Origin of the sequence: Enterococcus sp. DIV2467a, from assembly GCF_050532945.1 — a bacterium.
Taxonomy (GTDB): Bacteria; Bacillota; Bacilli; order Lactobacillales; family Enterococcaceae; genus Enterococcus; species Enterococcus faecalis.
In genome coordinates, this window is sequence record NZ_CP172896.1 from 663,069 (window position 1) to 678,905 (window position 15,837).

Below are 15,837 nucleotides of genomic sequence, written 5' to 3' on the forward strand. Positions count from 1 at the left end.
ATGAAAACAAATGAAGAAAAGGATTGAGCAAATTTTTTTGCGTGAAAAAAATTCTTTGTCCAAATTAAAAAACAGCAAAGATTTTTTTGCCAAATTGCTAAAAACAACACTAAAAAATAACAATTATTAAATAATAATTGTTTGCGGATTTATTCACGAAATGCCAATTATTCTTTGACTACCGAACGATATTGTAAGATAAAACGATGTTCATTCAGATTTTTTCTTGGTAAAATAAGAGTAATAACAAAACGTTGGAGCGAGAAAAATGAAAAAAATTGTAGAAGTAAACCATGTCAGCAAGACATATGGTCGTTTAAATAATAAAACAGAAGTATTAGATAATATTTCGTTTACCGTTGATGAAGGCGAATTTGTGGGGATTATGGGTCCCAGCGGTGCTGGGAAATCGACACTGTTGAATGTCTTATCCTCGATTATTTTGCCAACCGCAGGAATCGTGCGCATCGCCGGACAAGATATTTTAAAAATGCGAGATAATCAATTAAGTGATTTTCGGAGAAACGAAATGGGGTTTATTTTTCAATCGTTTAACCTAATTGATACGTTAAATGTGAAGGACAATATTCTGTTGCCTTTAGCTGTAGAAAAAGTTTCATTAGAAGAAATGGATAAACGTTTGTTACATGTGACTTCGATTTTGGGGATTCAGGAGCTTTTATCTGCTTTTCCACCAGAGATATCTGTGGGACAAAAACAACGGGTAGCAGCTGCTCGTGCTTTGATTACGAACCCTAAAATTATTTTTGCAGATGAACCAACTGGCTCGTTGGATTCAAAATCAGCAACAGAATTGTTGAAATATTTAGCTGAAATTAATCTACATGATGATGCCACAATTTTGATGGTGACACATGACCCGTACACGGCTAGTTTTTGCAATCGCATCTTATTCATTAAAGACGGTGCGATTTTCTCAGAAGTTGTTCGTCAAGGATCACGTAAGCAATTTTTTAATCGTGTGATAGATATGCAAGCAACGATTGGTGGAGGCGGGCGCGCAAATGATTTTTAAACTATCATTAAAAAATTTAAAAGCTCATGTACCTAATTATCTGGTTTATTACATTAGTATGACTTTTGCAGCGGTCGTTTATTATTGTTTCCGTGCGATTGCTTACAACCAGCCTCTTGTCGCAGGTGCAGGCCGTGATATCGAAATTAAGCGATCTTTAGGACTCGGTAGTACCTTAGTCACCATTATTATTTTGGGCTTTATGTTGGCAGCAAATCGTTTTTTTATAGGAAAACGTAGCCAAGAAATTGGCTTGTATCGATTAATTGGCTTGAGAAAGAGCCAAGTTTCACTAATTTTTTTAGTGGAAAATTTAGTTTTAGGCTTTGTTTCACTAATTAATGGGATTATTTTAGGAGTGATTTTCACCAAGTTGTTTTCAATGATTTTAGCCAAAGTTATGTTTTTAGAAGTGCCCAGTTTCTTCTATATTTCTTGGCGTTCCGTTATTGAAACCGGTGTAGCTTTTGCATTTATGATTTTGATTGTCTGCTTAAGAAGTATTTGGATGATTTATCGTTATCCATTGTCGCAGCTTATGCACCAAGAAAAAATTGGTCAAATTAATTATAGTCGTTTAACGAAACGGCGGCAGTTTCTAGGTATTTTAGGTCCTATTTGTTTACTGGCCGGTTATTTTATCGCGTTTGATTTTCGTAATTTAGCGACAGGTATTGTGTATAAACAATTAAATGATTCATTGGATATCTCGATTCCGATGATTATTACATTGACGCCTTTTATCATTTTGGGTCTATGTGTGGTGGGAACTTATTTATTTTTCCGTTATACCATGTATTTTATCATTCGCTTATTTAATCATAGAAAAAAATGGTATTACCAAGATTTACGCATGATTACTTTAGGCAATGCCAAACGCTACTTATTTAAAAGTAGCAAAACACTCACTGGTTTGACCTTGTTAATTGCGACAGCCTTGAGTGGGATCGGCGTGATGGTTTTTGTGTATACGATTAGTATGCACACGGTCAACAGTGATGGCCCCGTGGACTTTTTAGTTTCACAGGAAAGCTATCCTAAATTGAAGAAAGTTCTCGATGAAGCTAAGGACACCAAAATAAAAAATGAAGTGACACTTTCTTATAAAATTACTGGAATTGAACGAAGTTTGCGAATTGGTCAAGCGCAAGAGGAACAAGAAACGATTGAAGCAGTTAATGTTTTATCCTTCTCAAATTACCGCAACTATCAAAAAATTAATCCTTATTTAAACGATTTACATTTAAAAAATGACCAAAGTGTTATCTATATGGATAGCTTTACCAATATTTTAAGTGGTATGTCTCGTTATGAATCGAAACTGCAATTTGTTGAAGGAGAGAAGGCACAACTGCAACAAGTGCTGCCTAACTATCTAGGTAATTTTTTATTGCAATATTCCTTACCAACGATTGTCGTTTCCGATGCCCTTTATCAGAAAGTGACAAAAAATTCCATTCAGTATCAGATTAACGCCGTAAATGTTGACACGAAAAGCCGTGAAAAACTTTATGAAGCCGTAAATAAACAGATTGCCACAGAATGGCAAGCGCCAATTTTGTATAAGTATGAAAAAAATAACCAGCAGTTGAGTGGTTTTGCCAAACAAATGCCTAACGAAGAGGTAAAGAATACGCAAGATGATGTCACAGAAACTTGGCGGCTAAATATGAATGATCGCTACGCCTCTTTACGCTATGAACGAAAAATTAACGGCTTGACTTTATATGTCTCCATGTTTGTGGCAATTTTAGCGTTGTTTATTACGGGCAGTATTTTGATGTTACGACAACTCTTTTCAGCTGTAAGTGAGCGTCAAGATTACGTGACTTTAAAACGGATGGGTGTTTCTAGTAAAGCGATAACTAAGCAAATTTATCGACAGAATAGTTTGATTTTCTTTCCGCCGATGGTCATTGGGATTTTGCATACTACCTTTGCCATTTATTTGCTAAGCCAATTTATTAAGAGTCCAGGATATTTGTTAGTATATCTTTCTTGTGGAATCTTAATAATTGTTTATCTAATTTTTTATATTTTAACATCTGCCATTTATGTGCGGATGATTCGACACATCCATTTTTAAAAAACTGTAAAAGCCGTTGTGAAGCGGTTTTTACAGTTTCTTTATGCGAAAAAATTATGAGAGTTCCGTTTATGAAAATCATGAAAATTTAAGAAGTGACGAAATTGTTAGTTTTTTTATTAAATTGTAAGAAATTTCAATGGACTTTGCTGAAATATAGCATAAAATAATGGATAGCGATTAACCTTAGGAGGTGAATGATAATGAAAACAACTTTTCAGAAAATTCTCAATAACGAAAGTCTTAAATTCATCGGTAAAACGTTATTTTATTCTTTCATTGTCATTGCATTAATTTATCTTTATCATTACAAGAATATCAATGGAGGAACCTTCATTTATAACGAGTTTTAAGGAGGCGGCTATACATGGAAAAAGTAATTAATATGATTCAAACGATTGATGAATGGGCACGTAAAGAACCCCAACGTCCTGTTTATTTAACCGAAGAAAAAGTCTCTACGTATGGAGAGTTAAAAGAAAAGTCAGACAATCTAGCCGCTTATTTAGCTGAGCTGAAAACGGACAAGTCAGCGATTGTCGTATACGGAGAATTAGATTTTGAAATGATTGTGAGTTTTTTAGGCGCATCGAAAGCTGGTTTTAGCTATATCCCCATTGATGCACATACACCAAAAGAACGCATTGAACTAATTCTAAACGTAGCCAAACCAACCGCAGTGATTGCTGTGCATGAATGGCCTGAATTAGCCACCGAAGTGCCAGTAATTACGGCGGAAGAATTAACGGAAATGATGATGCATGCACCCCGGCATGCGCCTGCGTTAATACCTGTCACAGGAGCAAGTAATTACTATATCATTTTCACTTCAGGGACAACTGGCGTACCAAAGGGTGTGCAAATCAGCCATGATAATTTAGTTAGCTTTACGAATTGGTTGTTGCAAGATTTTGGTTTAGAAGAAGGGGCCCGCTTTTTAGCACAGGCACCTTATTCGTTTGATTTATCAGTGATGTCTATTTATCCCGCATTGGCGTTAGGTGGCTCATTAACTCCGTTACCCAATGAAATCATTAACGATTTTAAACAATTATTTACGCGTTTGCCACAATTAACAATCGACGTCTGGGTTTCAACACCGTCTTTTATTGAATTGTGTCTAATGGAACCAAGCTTCGATGGTGAACATCTACCAGCACTGCGCACGTTTTTATTCTGTGGAGAAGAATTACCAAAACCAACGGCTGAGAAATTAGCCGCTCGTTTCCCAACTGCGCATATTTATAATACGTATGGGCCGACAGAAGCGACTGTAGCGATTAGTGCCATTGAAATCACTCAAGAAGTTTTAAAAAGTGTCCAACGTTTACCAATCGGGTATGTGAAAGAAGATACGCAAATTTATATTATGGAAGGCATGTCAAAATTACCTGCAGGTGAAATTGGTGAAATCGTCATTGCTGGACCAAGTGTTTCCAAAGGCTATCTAAATAATCCTGCGAAAACAGCTGAAGCTTTTTTCCAATTAGATGGCGTACCAGCTTATCGCACAGGCGATGCTGGAAAGTTAGTCGATAACCTATTGCAGTATGAGGGACGCTTAGATTTTCAAATTAAATTGCATGGCTACCGCATTGAGTTAGAAGAAGTGGATCATCACTTAACGAATGTTTCCTACGTGAAACAAGCAGTCGTTGTGCCGAAATATCAAGGAAATAAAGTCCAACAATTAATTGCCTATGTCGTTCCGCAAGCACATGAATTTTCAAGTGATTTTCAATTAACTAAGGCAATTAAACAAGAATTAGCCACGTTGACAATGGACTATATGATTCCGCAAAAATTTGTATATGTTGAACAATTACCTTTGACAAGTAATGGCAAAATTGATCGGAAAGGGTTGATGAATGAGGTGAATGCCACATGATGAATTTTCCTCATATGATTCCCTATAATGCACCGTATTACTTTGTTCTGCTAATTGCGGCCTTGTTGCCGATGATTTTAACTTTAGCCATTAAAGGGACACGTTGGCCTTGGTATCAAACGCTCGTGACACTGGTCTTTCTATATATCAGTTTTGGTGGCGAATTTTGGCAACAAGGAGTCGCTCTGATTGTATATGTTATTTATCAAACGTTACTAACGTGGGGCTATGCGGCTTATCGAAAAAATAAAAATGCAGGTTGGGTCTTTTATCTGGCTGTCTTTTTAGCTATATTACCGCTTGTTTGGGTGAAAGTTTCTCCCTTCATGACAGGCAAAACAACCTTACTTGGCTTTTTAGGGATTTCTTATTTAACCTTTAAAGCGGTCCAAGTGGTCATGGATTTACGGGATGGCGTAATGAAAGAATATCATCCGTTTCGTTACATTCAGTTTCTCTTGTTTTTCCCGACTATTTCTTCAGGACCCATCGATCGTTATCGGCGCTTTGAAAAAGATTTGAAAAACCCGCCGAGTGCGGAGAAATATTTAGACTTTTTAGAAAAAGGAATTTTTTATTTATTTCTAGGATTTTTATATAAGTTTATTATCAGTCATTATCTTGGTGGTGTCTTTTTACCACATGTGGAAAAAATGGCCTTGGCACAAGGTGGTTTATCCTGGTGGACAGTCGGCTATATGTATAATTACAGTTTGTATCTATTCTTTGATTTCGCAGGCTATAGTTTACTGGCCGTTGGCACAAGTTATTTAATGGGCTATGATACACCAATGAACTTTAACAAACCGTTCCTAAGTTGGAATATTAAAGAATTCTGGAATCGTTGGCACATGACCTTATCTTTTTGGTTCCGTGATTACATTTACATGCGCTTAATGTTTTTCTTAATGAAAAAGAAAGTCTTTAAAAGTCGGATCGTGACTTCTAATATTGGTTACTTTGCGTTGTTCTTAATCATGGGCATTTGGCATGGATTAACGTGGTTCTACATCGCTTATGGGCTCTACCATGCAACACTAATTTGTGTGACAGATGCTTGGCTACGTTTTAAGAAAAAACATAAAGACAAGATACCATCAAACAAATTTACACATGCATTTGCAGTCTTTTTAACTTTCCAAGCGGTTTGTGTCAGCTTCCTGATTTTCTCAGGATTTTTAGACAAACTATGGTTTAAATAAACAAAAATAAAAATATAAAGGGGCAATTTACAATGAACATTCAAGAAACAGTATTAAACATTTTAGAAGATATTACAGGAACAGACGAAGTTGTGAACAATCAAGACATTCAATTATTTGAAGAAGGATTATTGGACTCTTTAGCAACGGTTCAATTATTAGTAGAAATTGAAGGACAATTAGGAATCCAAGTTCCTGTATCAGACTTTGACCGTGAAGTATGGGGAACACCAAAACAAATCATTCAACAAGTGGAAGCTTTACAATAATGTCTAGAAAAAAACGACTAATCAGAATCTTAGGTCCAGTGCTTTGTTCAGCGGTCTTGGTTGCAGTGTTCTTTTTTGCACCGTTCAGAATCAATTTAACTTCCGAAAAAACGTTGAAGGAAGCATCAACGTCAATGGCACCGAACGTTTTAAAAGGCAATGTGATTAAAAACAAAGCAGTGGCTTCTGGTAAATATGTTCCTTTTTTTGGCTCTTCTGAATTAAGTCGATTTAGTGCTTTCCACCCTAGTGTGCTCTCTGAAAAGTATCAACGGAACTACCGACCGTTTTTACTAGGAGAAGCGGGCACACAGTCATTAACCCAAGCAATGGTCATTCATTCGATGGGCGATGCGATTGCCAATAAGAAAGCGGTCTTTATTTTATCTCCGCAATGGTTTGTCAAAAAGGGTGTACCTAATGATAGTTTTGGTGCACACTATTCACAATTACAAACCTATCAATGGTTAGCTAATTTAACCGAATTAACCAGCGGTGACCAATATCTAGCACAACGTTTGACTAAATTTCCTGTTGTTCAAAAAGACAAAGTCTTAATGGAAACCTTGGCAAATCTGCAGGCAGGGCAACTTCCCCAACGCTCTCAACGAGATTATTTTATAATGAATCTCCGTTTCTTGAATCGTGAAGATGAATTGTTTAGCCAAATTGGCATGGTTAGCAGAGAACCAATTGTTGAAAAAGATATGAAACAATTACCTGCTACTTATAATTTTAATGAATTAGATCAGCTAGCTGGAAAAATTGCGGCAAAAGCCATTAATAATAATAAATTTGAAATTAGTAACGGTTTTTATCGCCAACGGATTAAACCAGTTTTACCGAAATTAGCTCATTCACAAAAGAAATGGGATTATCGTTTTTCTCCAGAATATGGTGATTTCCAAGCTGCGTTAGAACAGTTAGCAGAAAAAAATGTCGATGTTTTATTTGTAATCCCACCTGTTAACAAACGTTGGTCGGACTATACGGGCTTGTCACAAGATATGTTGCAACAAGTAGCACGCAAGCTGAAATATCAACTTCAAGAGCAAGGCTTTACTAACATTGCTGACTTCTCAACATGTAGTAATGAACGTTACTTTATGGCGGACACGATTCATTTAGGTTGGCGTGGTTGGCTCGCTGTTGATCGTCAAGTAGATGAATTTATGAAACAACCTGCGCCTAAAAAGTTAGCGTATCAAATTGATGATCGTTTTTATCAGACAGATTGGCAACAACAAAATCCATTGGTCTTACCTCAATTTTAAGAAGGCAAGATGGATCAAGTACCAATTATCTGAAGCGGACTAGAAGCGCTTCGTAACAATGAAAATAGCCTGTACCTGCCGTTGAATAACGAGCGTGCAGGCTGTTTTTTCGTTTATTTTTAGTGGAGAACGTTGCTCAATTTATTTTTTGTAAGTATTTTTTTAGTTCGTGGTATAATGGATAAAATTGGTTTTTGAGGGGAGTTATTTTTATGGATGCAAAAGAAGAAAAAATGTTAATTGATTTAACAAGTGCTAAAGGGATTGCTGGGAATGAAGACGAAGTACGTTCGTTATTTAAAAAGTATGCAGCACCGTATGCGGATAAATTTTTATATGATGGCCTTGGCAGTATTATTGCAAAAAATGTTGGTGATAAAGAAGGACCAAAAGTCTACATTTCTGGGCATATGGATGAAGTCGGTTTCATGGTTACCCAAATCACAGAAAAAGGCTTTTTAAAATTTCAAACCGTTGGCGGTTGGTGGGGGCAAGTGATGTTGGCCCAACAAGTTCAGATTAAAACCACGACTGGTAAGGTTTACCATGGTGTCATTGGGTCTAAACCACCGCATGTGTTAACAGTGGAAGTTCGTAAAAAACCCTATGAGATTGCAGATATGTTTATTGATATTGGTGCAAGTAGCGATCAACAAGTTGCAGAATGGGGGATTCATCCAGGGGATATGGTGACACCATATATTGACTATCGTCGCATGAATGATACAAAATTTTTATTGGCAAAAGCGTGGGATAACCGAATTGGTACGGCCGTTTCATTAAAAGTTTTAGAAAATTTAGCGACAGAAGGGCACCCCAATATTTTATTTGCAGGCAGTGATGTGCAAGAAGAAGTCGGGCTACGCGGTGCGCAAACAAGTACGCATCTTGTGAATCCAGACATAGCGTTTGCTTTAGACACAGGAACAGCTGGTGACACACCAGGAATGACACCTAAAGAAGCCGACTCTGTTTTAGGTGAAGGGCCACAAATTTTGATTTATGATGCATCAATGATTCCGCATAAAAAATTACGTGATTTTGTTATTCAAGTGGCGGAAGAAAATAACATTCCCTTCCAATATACAGTGATTACAGGGGGAGGTACGGATGCTGGCCGCATGCATTTAACGCGCAACGGGATTCCATCATTAGCCATCACGGTGCCTGTTAGATATCTGCATTCACATACCTCAGTTATTCATGAAGATGATTATTTCAACACAGTCAAATTAGTCACAGAAGTGGTGAAACGTCTAGATAAAGAAACAGTCGCTAAATTGACTAGTTATTAGTTTCAGAAAGGATGGAATGAATGAAAAGTTTAGTAACAAATTCGCAACATCGTGCCAATGCTCGCAGAGCCCTTGATGGGCAATGGGGGATCATGGCTTGGTTAACTTTCTTAGGAGTGGTTTTACAGAGCTTCTTAACATCGATTGTGCAAAATTTATTTTCTGGTGAAAATCAAGTTTTTCAAAGTAGTTTTGCCGCAGTATTACTGCAAATTTTTGTTTTATTCGCGTTAAGTTATGCGCTATATTACGCAGCCTTGAAGGTGTTGCGTGGTGAAAAGGTGCGGGTCAATATTTTAATGAGTGTTTTTCAAGGAAAATATTATGGTCCGCTATTTGTGGTCAACCTACTTCAAAAAGTACTTGAACGTGTAATTGGTTTGTTATTTTTGTTACCAATTTTATTTGGGGCAGGGACAACCTTGTATTTCAAATTGATGTTTAATACAGTTACACCAGAGGAAATCCAAGCCTTTTTCTTAAATGATTTTTCCTTTTTCCTAGCGTTTGGCGTTGCCTCTATCTTGATCTTTTTAATTGGCTTATTTGTGAGTGGCGTTTTTCAATTTGCTGTGTGGCTACGTTTTGATAATCCAGAACTGCCAATTATGATGGCATTGAAACAGGCGTTATATTTAATGAAAAATCGTTTTTGGCAATATTTATGTTTACAATTTTCTTTTATTGGTTGGTATATTGTGGGCTTTTTAGCTATTGGTATCGGTCTATTATGGGTGATTCCTTATAACTATGTAGCGTTAGCTAGTTTTTATCAAACTGCCTTAGAAGAAAAAGGTTTAGCCGAAGAATAAAATAGAAGCTTGAATCCTTCGTCATCTCGACAAAGGGTTCAGGTTTTTTCTTTGGTCTTTTTGTGAAAATTTAAGCGTTTTAACCTCGTTTTTCCGTTATTTTATGGTAACATGGAAGTATCGTATTGAAGGAGGTTGTCCACACATGAAATTGACTGTCTTAGGCTGTTTAGGTGCTTATCCATACAAAGGAGAAGGAACGAGTTCCTATTTGTTAGAATCTGAAGGCTTTCATTTGCTTATTGATGCAGGCAGTACGACATTAGTGCGTTTAGAAAACTATCTAGATCCATTGAAATTAGATGCTGTCATTCTGTCGCATTACCATCATGACCATATCGCAGATTTAGGTGTTTTACAATATTATCGTCAGCTTTATCCAACGCTGGAACCGACGCCTATTTTGCCAATATATGGCCATACACAAGATCAAATGCATTTCAAAGAACTAACGCTTCCTAACGTTTCCGAAGGGAAAGAGTATTTTGAAGCAGAAGAGTTGGCAGTAGGACCATTTTTAATTACTTTCATGGAAACGATTCATCCTGTCACTTGTTACGCGATGCGGATTGTTGAAAAAGCGACTGGCAAAGTCTTTGTCTTTACAGGAGACTCTGGTTACTTAGCAAGTTTTGAAGACTTTGCAAAAGACGCTGATTTATTCTTAGCGGATACGTACTTATTTGAAGGTAATGAACGACATCATGCACATTTTACGTCAAGAGAAGCGGGTGAAATTGCCAAAGCAGCACAAGTCAAACAATTGATGTTGACCCATTTACCACAACATGGGTCATTGGAACAACTACGTGAAGAAGCGCAAAACTATGCTGGAACGGAAATTCCAGTGACATTAGCCCAACCAGATTTAACAGTTGAGATTTAAAAAAGTAACTATACCAAGGGAGAGAACCGATTGTGATTTTTGTACCGAATGAAAATAATGACCCACGAGTGAACTTAGCAATTGAAACATATTTGTTAACAGAAATGCCTTTAGATGAGCCCATTCTTTTATTTTACATTAACGAGCCGTCAATCATTATTGGCCGTAACCAAAATACAATTGAAGAAATTAACAAAGAATATGTAGATGAGCACGGCATTCATGTTGTTCGTCGCTTAAGTGGCGGCGGCGCCGTTTATCATGATCATGGTAATTTGAATTTTAGTTTTATTATGCCAGATGACGGCAACTCTTTCCGTGATTTTGCGAAAGTTACCCAACCAATTATCCAAGCATTGCACGACTTAGGCGTTGAAGGTGCCGAATTAAAAGGGCGCAATGACCTAGTGATTAATGATATGAAGTTTTCAGGAAATGCGATGTACGCTACCAACGGCCGCATGTTTGCACATGGAACCTTAATGTTTGATAGTGATATTGATGAAGTTGTAAATACATTGAAAGTACGGAAAGATAAAATCGAATCTAAAGGTATCAAGTCTGTTCGTTCACGGGTAACAAACATTAAACCATTTTTATCTGAAGATAAACAAGAGATGACAACGGAAGAATTCCGCCAAGAAATTCTTTTGAAAATTTTCGGCGTAGATTCGATCGACCAAGTTAAAACGTATGAATTAACTGATCAAGACTGGGCGGCTATTAACAAAATTTCAGAGCAATACTATCGCAATTGGGATTGGAATTATGGTAAATCACCTGCATTTAACTTAGAACGTCGCCATCGTTTTCCAATTGGTTCAATTGAAATGAAAATGAATGTGGCGGATGGTGCCATTCAAGAAATTAAAATCTTTGGGGACTTCTTTGGGCTTGGTGAAATTAAAGATGTTGAAGATATTTTAACCGGCGTGAAATATGATAAAGCTTCTTTAGAAGAAGCCATTGATCAAATTGACGTTAAAAAATACTTTGGCAATATCGAAAAAGAAGATTTGCTTGGGTTAATTTATTAAAAAAAAAGACAGCCGTTTCTGTAGCGACCCCAAAAAGTTAGACTTTTTGTAGAGTGGATTTTTCCACTCTATTTTTATGCAGTTTTTTGATTGAATTGTCGAAATTCTACTGGGCTTTTCCAGTTAAGTTTTTCCTTGATTCGGTGATGATTGTAATAATAAATGTAGTTCTCAATTGCTTCTATCAATTCATTTTGACTTTGATAGATTTTTCCATAATACACTTCTTGTTTTAGGATACTGAAGAAATTCTCCATAGGAGAATTATCTAAACAGGTTCCTTTTCGAGACATACTTTGAAAGATATTGTTGTCCTTTAATGTTTGTATATAGACATTCATTTGATAAGCCCAGCCTTGATCAGAGTGAAAGGTGCGCCGATAGGGACAATCATTTGTTTGAGAAATTGCTTCTTTCAGACCTTCCATAACTGTTTTACCATTTGGTTGAGTAGAAAGGCTATAGCTTAGAATTTCACTATTATACATATCCATAAATGGATCTAAGTATAGTTTTTTCTGACGAAAGATGCCTGCGTTATCTGCTTCAAAGTACTTAAATTCAGTTGTATCAGTTGTAATTTTTTGATGAGGAACAGAGGTTTTAAATCGGCGACGAATCAAATTTTTAGCGATTTTACCAACGATTCCTTTATAGGAATTATATTTTCTGGATTTCTTAGTAAAAGCTTTGACTTGTAACTTTAACTTTTGTATTAATCGCTGGACTTTCTTTTTATTCACTTGAAATCCACGTCGTTTCAATTCTTGGGTTATCCTTCTATAGCCATAATGTTGATGTTTTTTACGAATCGCTTGAATTTCTTCTTCAATGATTTGTGTTGAAGCTGTTCTGTCGAGGCGTTTTTGCCAGTACATGTAAGTAGATTTTGGAAACCTTAGGGTTTCCAAAATATCTTTTAATCGAAAGTGTCTTCGGAGACTGTGAATGATTCGTGCGATTCGTTCATTTTTTGTTCGTCCTCTAAACGCAGTCTCCTCAATTCTTTTAAATAGGCATTCTCAATTTTTAACATTCTATTTTCTTTTTCTAGTTTCTCTACTTGAGATCGTTCACTTGGTAGTGGTTGGGGTTCATTTCGTTTCTTTTTAGACATGGTAGGTGGACGTCCTTTCTGTTTAGAGAGTCTCTCTATACCAAACTTCTGATACGTTCTAAGCCAATTCGCAATCAATGATGGATTGCGAATTTTTAGAAGATTAGCTACTTCTTGATAGGACAACTCTGTTGTTAAATATAACTCTATCGCATCTAGCTTAAATTGAACAGAGTAATTCTTATTTTTTCGACTGCGAAGTAGGCCTTCTTCACCAAGTTCTTTATAGGCATTTATCCATTTGCTTATTTGAGAACTATCTTTAAACCCATACTTCTTTGCGAGAAACCTTAGACCTCCTTGACCAGATAAGTAGTCATGAACAAGTTTAAGTTTAAATTCAAAACTGTATTTTGCCATACAAAAAAACCTCCAAAAGTTAGATTTCTAGGTCTAACTTTTGGGGGTCGGCTCATTCAAACGGTTGTCTTTTTTAAGCATAAAAATAGCATAAAAATCTAGTTATCCGCATAAAAACTGGACTTATCACACTTTATCAAGGTCAAAACCACTCAATTTACTACTAATTTACTACTTATGAATGAGCTTTGATACGACGATTTATCCTTGAAAAGTGAAGATATAAAGATACTTCCAATAAAATTTGAATATTTAATAGGTAGACACTTCAAAAAATGAGGTGTCTATTTTTTTACCCGATTTTGAAAGGAAGTGAACTTATGAAAACAAAAAATCAAGAATCAAAAGGTCGTTCCCCACTCTTTAAGACCATCAAACATTCATTCAGCCAATAAAAAAGAAAGGATAGGTAAAAATATGGAACTTAAATTTGTGATTCCCAACATGGAAAAAACATTCGGCAATTTAGAATTTGCTGGCGAGGATAAAGTCGTTCAGCGAAGAATCAACGGACGGCTAACTGTCTTATCAAGAAGCTATAATCTCTATTCTGATGTTCAAAGAGCAGATGATATTGTGGTGGTGCTTCCTGCTGAAGCTGGCGAAAAACATTTCGGCTTTGAGGAACGTGTGAAGTTAGTCAATCCACGTATTACCGCAGAGGGCTACAAAATCGGCACTCGTGGTTTTACAAATTACCTTTTACATGCTGACGACATGATAAAAGAATAAAGAAAGAGAGGAAAAATGATGAGATTAGCAAATGGCATTGTATTAGATAAAGACACGACTTTTGGAGAATTGAAATTCTCTGCTCTACGTCGTGAAGTGAGAATCCAAAATGAAGACGGGTCGGTTTCAGATGAAATCAAGGAACGTACCTATGACTTAAAATCCAAAGGACAAGGACGCATGATTCAAGTAAGTATTCCTGCCAGCGTGCCTTTGAAAGAGTTTGATTATAACGCACGGGTGGAACTTATCAATCCCATTGCGGACACCGTTGCTACTGCCACCTATCAAGGAGCAGATGTTGACTGGTATATCAAGGCAGACGATATTGTGCTGACAAAGGATTCTAGTTCATTCAAAGCTCAACCACAAGCAAAGAAAGAACCGACACAAGACAAATAGTCGCTAGGTAGAAAGGAGACTTTTTCGCATGAAACAGCGTGGTAAAAGGATTCGCCCATCTGGTAAAGATTTAGTCTTTCATTTTACGATAGCGTCACTCCTGCCTGTTTTCCTGCTGGTTGTCGGACTGTTTCATGTGAAGACAATCCAGCAGATCAACTGGCAGGATTTTAACCTATCACAAGCAGATAAGATTGACATTCCCTATTTAATTATCAGTTTCAGTGTCGCAATTCTTATCTGCTTGCTGGTAGCGTTTGTATTCAAACGGGTTCGCTATGATACGGTTAAACAACTTTACCACCGTCAAAAACTGGCAAAGATGATACTTGAAAACAAGTGGTATGAATCTGAACAGGTCAAAACAGAGGGTTTCTTTAAAGATAGTGCTGGTCGTACAAAGGAAAAGATAACCTACTTCCCTAAAATGTATTATCGACTTAAAAATGGCTTGATACAGATACGGGTGGAAATCACGCTGGGAAAATATCAAGACCAACTCTTACACTTGGAAAAGAAATTAGAGAGTGGCTTGTACTGTGAGCTGACGGATAAAGAGTTAAAGGATTCCTATGTGGAATATACTTTGCTCTATGACACCATAGCCAGTCGTATTTCTATTGATGAAGTAGAAGCTAAAGATGGTAAACTTCGCTTAATGAAAAACGTATGGTGGGAATATGATAAGCTCCCTCATATGTTGATTGCTGGTGGTACAGGTGGCGGTAAAACTTACTTTATACTGACACTGATTGAAGCCTTGCTTCATACAGATTCAAAACTGTATATTCTTGACCCGAAAAATGCTGATCTTGCGGACTTAGGTTCTGTGATGGCAAATGTCTACTATAGAAAAGAAGACTTGCTTTCTTGCATTGAAACATTCTATGAAGAAATGATGAAACGTAGTGAGGAAATGAAGCAGATGAAGAACTATAAGACTGGCAAAAATTATGCTTACTTAGGTCTCCCGGCACACTTCTTAATCTTTGATGAATACGTCGCTTTCATGGAAATGCTGGGAACAAAAGAAAACACCGCAGTTATGAATAAGCTGAAACAGATTGTCATGTTAGGTCGTCAAGCTGGCTTCTTTCTAATACTGGCTTGTCAACGTCCAGACGCAAAATATTTAGGCGACGGAATCCGTGATCAGTTTAATTTCAGAGTGGCTTTAGGTCGTATGTCTGAAATGGGCTATGGCATGATGTTTGGCAGTGACGTACAAAAGGATTTCTTCTTAAAGCGAATCAAAGGTCGTGGCTATGTTGATGTAGGAACAAGTGTCATATCAGAGTTTTATACTCCCCTTGTACCAAAAGGATATGATTTCTTGGAGGAAATTAAAAAGTTATCCAACAGCAGACAGTCCACGCAGGCGACGTGCGAAGCGGAAGTCGCAGGTGTGGACTGATCTTGCTGGCTGGTGTGGCAATAGCCA

The 15,837-nt window shown here is 36.9% G+C and carries 14 protein-coding genes and 1 pseudogene; 14 read left to right on the forward strand and 1 reads right to left on the reverse strand.

What is annotated here, in order from left to right; translation table 11 throughout:
• The first annotated feature begins 268 nt into the window (after positions 1 to 268).
• The 11 genes from IGL80_RS03160 to IGL80_RS03210 all read left to right on the forward strand — a co-directional run bounded on the left by IGL80_RS03160 (position 269) and on the right by IGL80_RS03210 (position 11,785).
• A complete protein-coding gene (locus IGL80_RS03160) occupies positions 269 to 1,036 on the forward strand; it encodes an ABC transporter ATP-binding protein (RefSeq protein ID WP_085366652.1) in 768 nt (255 codons plus the stop codon).
• Positions 1,026 to 3,122, forward strand: coding sequence for an ABC transporter permease (locus tag IGL80_RS03165; RefSeq protein ID WP_002404416.1), 2,097 nt, complete (start codon positions 1,026 to 1,028; stop codon positions 3,120 to 3,122). The genes IGL80_RS03160 and IGL80_RS03165 overlap by 11 nt, the downstream gene beginning before the upstream one ends.
• Before the next feature lie 203 nt (positions 3,123 to 3,325).
• Positions 3,326 to 3,475 carry a teichoic acid D-Ala incorporation-associated protein DltX gene (locus tag IGL80_RS03170; RefSeq protein WP_002356384.1) on the forward strand — a complete coding sequence of 50 codons (150 nt, stop codon included), beginning with the start codon at positions 3,326 to 3,328 and terminating at the stop codon, positions 3,473 to 3,475.
• A gap of 14 nt (positions 3,476 to 3,489) precedes the next feature.
• On the forward strand, positions 3,490 to 5,010 hold the full coding sequence (gene dltA, locus IGL80_RS03175) for a D-alanine--poly(phosphoribitol) ligase subunit DltA (protein ID WP_002359445.1): 1,521 nt from the start codon (positions 3,490 to 3,492) through the stop codon (positions 5,008 to 5,010).
• Positions 5,007 to 6,212: a D-alanyl-lipoteichoic acid biosynthesis protein DltB gene (gene dltB / locus IGL80_RS03180; RefSeq protein ID WP_002382500.1), complete on the forward strand. Its 1,206-nt coding sequence runs from the start codon at positions 5,007 to 5,009 to the stop codon at positions 6,210 to 6,212. The genes dltA and dltB overlap by 4 nt, the downstream gene beginning before the upstream one ends.
• A 32-nt stretch (positions 6,213 to 6,244) precedes the next feature.
• Complete coding sequence (gene dltC / locus IGL80_RS03185) at positions 6,245 to 6,481, forward strand: D-alanine--poly(phosphoribitol) ligase subunit DltC (protein ID WP_002356389.1); 237 nt, start codon at positions 6,245 to 6,247, stop codon at positions 6,479 to 6,481.
• On the forward strand, positions 6,481 to 7,755 hold the full coding sequence (gene dltD, locus IGL80_RS03190) for a D-alanyl-lipoteichoic acid biosynthesis protein DltD (protein WP_002359447.1): 1,275 nt from the start codon (positions 6,481 to 6,483) through the stop codon (positions 7,753 to 7,755). Before dltC ends, dltD begins: the two co-directional genes overlap by 1 nt.
• A gap of 212 nt (positions 7,756 to 7,967) precedes the next feature.
• Positions 7,968 to 9,050, forward strand: coding sequence for a M42 family metallopeptidase (locus IGL80_RS03195; RefSeq protein WP_002359448.1), 1,083 nt, complete (start codon positions 7,968 to 7,970; stop codon positions 9,048 to 9,050).
• Positions 9,051 to 9,070: 20 nt separating this feature from the next.
• Positions 9,071 to 9,862 carry a DUF975 family protein gene (locus IGL80_RS03200; RefSeq protein WP_002356392.1) on the forward strand — a complete coding sequence of 264 codons (792 nt, stop codon included), beginning with the start codon at positions 9,071 to 9,073 and terminating at the stop codon, positions 9,860 to 9,862.
• Positions 9,863 to 10,007: 145 nt separating this feature from the next.
• Positions 10,008 to 10,748: an MBL fold metallo-hydrolase gene (locus tag IGL80_RS03205; RefSeq protein ID WP_002356393.1), complete on the forward strand. Its 741-nt coding sequence runs from the start codon at positions 10,008 to 10,010 to the stop codon at positions 10,746 to 10,748.
• A gap of 32 nt (positions 10,749 to 10,780) precedes the next feature.
• On the forward strand, positions 10,781 to 11,785 hold the full coding sequence (locus tag IGL80_RS03210; RefSeq protein WP_002356394.1) for a lipoate--protein ligase: 1,005 nt from the start codon (positions 10,781 to 10,783) through the stop codon (positions 11,783 to 11,785).
• A 74-nt stretch (positions 11,786 to 11,859) separates the two neighbouring features.
• Here IGL80_RS03210 and IGL80_RS03215 read toward each other — a convergent pair.
• Positions 11,860 to 13,262: pseudogene (locus IGL80_RS03215) on the reverse strand (IS3 family transposase).
• A 417-nt stretch (positions 13,263 to 13,679) separates the two neighbouring features.
• Between IGL80_RS03215 and IGL80_RS03220 the strand changes: the two are divergent.
• Genes IGL80_RS03220 through IGL80_RS03230 form a run of 3 tightly spaced genes read left to right on the forward strand, consistent with a single transcriptional unit; the run spans position 13,680 to position 15,810 of the window.
• Positions 13,680 to 13,994, forward strand: coding sequence for a YdcP family protein (locus IGL80_RS03220; RefSeq protein WP_000420682.1), 315 nt, complete (start codon positions 13,680 to 13,682; stop codon positions 13,992 to 13,994).
• 15 nt (positions 13,995 to 14,009) lie between these two features.
• Positions 14,010 to 14,396 carry a YdcP family protein gene (locus tag IGL80_RS03225; protein ID WP_000985015.1) on the forward strand — a complete coding sequence of 129 codons (387 nt, stop codon included), beginning with the start codon at positions 14,010 to 14,012 and terminating at the stop codon, positions 14,394 to 14,396.
• Between the two features lie 28 nt (positions 14,397 to 14,424).
• On the forward strand, positions 14,425 to 15,810 hold the full coding sequence (locus IGL80_RS03230) for an FtsK/SpoIIIE domain-containing protein (protein ID WP_000813488.1): 1,386 nt from the start codon (positions 14,425 to 14,427) through the stop codon (positions 15,808 to 15,810).
• The last annotated feature ends 27 nt before the right edge of the window (positions 15,811 to 15,837 follow it).

What these genes read in the sequence shown, in the direction of transcription:
- dltA (WP_002359445.1), top strand. Translation starts at nt 3,490, where the DNA reads ATGGAAAAAGTAATTAATATGATTCAAACGATTGATGAATGGGCACGT.
- IGL80_RS03195 (WP_002359448.1), top strand. Translation starts at nt 7,968, where the DNA reads ATGGATGCAAAAGAAGAAAAAATGTTAATTGATTTAACAAGTGCTAAA.
- IGL80_RS03205 (WP_002356393.1), top strand. Translation starts at nt 10,008, where the DNA reads ATGAAATTGACTGTCTTAGGCTGTTTAGGTGCTTATCCATACAAAGGA.
- IGL80_RS03225 (WP_000985015.1), top strand. Translation starts at nt 14,010, where the DNA reads ATGATGAGATTAGCAAATGGCATTGTATTAGATAAAGACACGACTTTT.
- dltB (WP_002382500.1), top strand. Translation starts at nt 5,007, where the DNA reads ATGATGAATTTTCCTCATATGATTCCCTATAATGCACCGTATTACTTT.
- dltC (WP_002356389.1), top strand. Translation starts at nt 6,245, where the DNA reads ATGAACATTCAAGAAACAGTATTAAACATTTTAGAAGATATTACAGGA.
- IGL80_RS03200 (WP_002356392.1), top strand. Translation starts at nt 9,071, where the DNA reads ATGAAAAGTTTAGTAACAAATTCGCAACATCGTGCCAATGCTCGCAGA.
- IGL80_RS03170 (WP_002356384.1), top strand. Translation starts at nt 3,326, where the DNA reads ATGAAAACAACTTTTCAGAAAATTCTCAATAACGAAAGTCTTAAATTC.
- IGL80_RS03160 (WP_085366652.1), top strand. Translation starts at nt 269, where the DNA reads ATGAAAAAAATTGTAGAAGTAAACCATGTCAGCAAGACATATGGTCGT.
- IGL80_RS03230 (WP_000813488.1), top strand. Translation starts at nt 14,425, where the DNA reads ATGAAACAGCGTGGTAAAAGGATTCGCCCATCTGGTAAAGATTTAGTC.
- dltD (WP_002359447.1), top strand. Translation starts at nt 6,481, where the DNA reads ATGTCTAGAAAAAAACGACTAATCAGAATCTTAGGTCCAGTGCTTTGT.
- IGL80_RS03165 (WP_002404416.1), top strand. Translation starts at nt 1,026, where the DNA reads ATGATTTTTAAACTATCATTAAAAAATTTAAAAGCTCATGTACCTAAT.
- IGL80_RS03220 (WP_000420682.1), top strand. Translation starts at nt 13,680, where the DNA reads ATGGAACTTAAATTTGTGATTCCCAACATGGAAAAAACATTCGGCAAT.